General features: G+C 68.0%; 2 protein-coding genes and 1 pseudogene. All 3 read right to left on the reverse strand.

The window, feature by feature from the left end; all coding sequences use genetic code 11:
• Window positions 1–1308 (reverse strand): cache domain-containing protein (locus tag AX730_RS15665; protein ID WP_157074296.1); only part of this gene is annotated, 1308 nt, incomplete at its 3' end.
• A gap of 225 nt (window positions 1309–1533) precedes the next feature.
• Window positions 1534–2022: a chemotaxis protein CheW gene (locus tag AX730_RS15670; protein ID WP_062358103.1), complete on the reverse strand. Its 489-nt coding sequence runs from the start codon at window positions 2020–2022 to the stop codon at window positions 1534–1536.
• A 97-nt stretch (window positions 2023–2119) separates the two neighbouring features.
• Window positions 2120–2306: pseudogene (locus AX730_RS19420) on the reverse strand (methyl-accepting chemotaxis protein); the annotation flags it as partial.

A 2306-nucleotide genomic window follows, 5' to 3' on the forward strand; every position in this document is an offset into this window, starting at 1 on the left:
CATGGTGGCGAACACGCCGTGGAAGTCGCCTTCCATCCGTGCGGTCAGGTCGCCGTCGGCGATCGCGCGCAGCAGCGCCGAGAGTTGCGCCAGGTTGCGGTCGCTGGTCGCCATCATCGCGTTCAGGCCCTGCACCATCTGCAGGAAGTCGTGGCGGAAGCCGGCTTCGTCGCCGCGTGCCGTGAAGTCGCCGGCCGCTGCGGCCTGCGCCAGGCGCTTGATCTCGCCATTGATGGCCAGCAGGCTCTGCTTGGCGGCGTCCATCGCTTCGTGCAGGAAGGCGCGCGTGCCGGGCAGGCGGCGCGCATCCTGGCTGAGGTCGCCGCTGGCATAGCGCTCCAGGATGCCGATGGCGTCGCGGAAGGCGTCGAGATGCTCGAACATCATCGTGTTGATGCCGCCGGCCAGTTCGCCGTACACGCCGGGGAAATCCTCCGGCATGCGATGGCTGATGTCGTCGGCGCCATGCAGGCGGATCATGTCGCGCGTCTCGTGCGAGAAGCGCTCCAGCATGTGCACCATCTCGTCGGTGGCCTTCAGCATCTGGCCGACTTCGTCGCGGCCATGGTGGCCGGTGCGCACGCTCAGGTCGCCGCGCGAGACGCCCTTGATCGCGGACAGGGCACGCGCCACCGGTTCCAGCACGGACTGGCCGATGACCCAGCTGATCGCCATGCTCAGCAGCACCAGCAGGCCACCGACGGCGGTCATGATGAAGGTGAACTGCAGCGCCTGCGCCTGCGTGTCGTCGAGGTAGACGCCGGTGCCGACCACCCAGCCCCATGGCTGGTACAGCGCGGCGTAGGAGGTCTTCGGTACCGGATGCTCCTCGCCGGCCTTGGCCCAGCGGTAGTCGACATGACCGCCGCCGGCACGCGCCGCACGCACGAACTCCGGGAAGATCCGCTTGCCGTCGGGGCTCTCCACCTCGCCCAGCGGCTTGCCGATCAGGTCCGGGCGCGAGGGATGCATCAGCATCACGGGGGCTTCGTCGGTGACGAAGAAATAGTCCACGCCCTCGTTGGCCTGCATCGCAGCGAGGGCGGCGAGCGCGCGCGCCTTCGCTTGGGCTTCGTCCAGCGTGCCGGCGTCGACCTGTTTGGCGTAGCTCCCGATGACGCCCAGCGCCATGTCGGTCTGCGCCTTCAATCCAGCCTGGCGTGTCGCGTTCAGGTCCAGGTACTGCATGCGCGCCGCGATCACGGCCAGCGATACGACCCCCAGGGCGACCAGGGCGGTCTGGATCAGGAACCGCCGCTTCAGCGGCATGGAGGACAGCGTGGCGGCGATCTTGGCGGTGAACGTCATGGCGATCTCGTACGGCAACGGTGGCGGGCGGGGGGAGAGGACGCAGGCGGCGTGCCGCCGCCCTGCCTTGATATCGGCCGGAATGTGAGAACTTTCAGCCACGTGAAGCCGCATGCGACGAATGGCGCACGTCGCCGAGGCCGCCTGTCCCGCCAACGCGAAAACCGCGGACCTCGCAGTCCGCGGTTTCTGGGAACGCCATGGCGCCGGGGTCCCGGCGATGGATCAGGCCGCGGCCTGTTCCGGCACGGGCTGGCCGAGGTCGGCGCTGTCGATCAGGGTTTCGATGTCGAGCAGGATCAGCATGCGCTCGTCCACCGTGCCGATGCCCGAGATGAAGCGGGTGTCGACGCTGGCGCCGAATTCGGGCGTGGGGCGGATCTGTTCGGCATTCAGCGCCAGCACGTCCGACACGCTGTCCACCACGATGCCCACCACGCGGTCTTCCACGTTCAGCACGATCATCACGGTGAACGCGTCGTAGCGTGCTTCCTTCAGCCGCAGCTTCAGGCGCAGGTCGATCACCGGCACGATGGTGCCGCGCAGGTTGATCACGCCCTTGATGTAGTCGGGCGCGTCGGGCAAGCGGGTCACCGAGTCGTAGCCACGGATTTCCTGCACTTTCAGGATGTCCACGCCGTAGTGCTCGTCTCCCAGGGTGAAGCTGAGGAACTCGTCCGCGCTCGCCACGGCCAGGGTTTTCTTGTCGCTCATTCGTCGGGCTCCTGTTGCAGCCGGTAAGGGGTCGGGGTTCCCGGGGCGGAACCGGTCAAGGCCTAGATCGGCCCCGGGCGGGGTTTCTTTAGTGCGGTCAGTAAGCGTGCGGTGCCGACACGGTGCGTGGGGCGCCACCGGCGGCGATGCGGGTGACGCGCTCCTGCACCAGCCGCGCCACGCTGCCGTGGCCCTCCAGCCGGAAGCTGGATACGGCATCGTTCAGTGCCTGCGCCTGTTCTTCCATCGAACGCGCGGCCGCGGAGGCTTCTTCCACCAGCGCC

It is taken from the genome of Pseudoxanthomonas mexicana, from assembly GCF_001556105.1.
Taxonomy (GTDB): Bacteria; Pseudomonadota; Gammaproteobacteria; order Xanthomonadales; family Xanthomonadaceae; genus Pseudoxanthomonas_A; species Pseudoxanthomonas_A mexicana_A.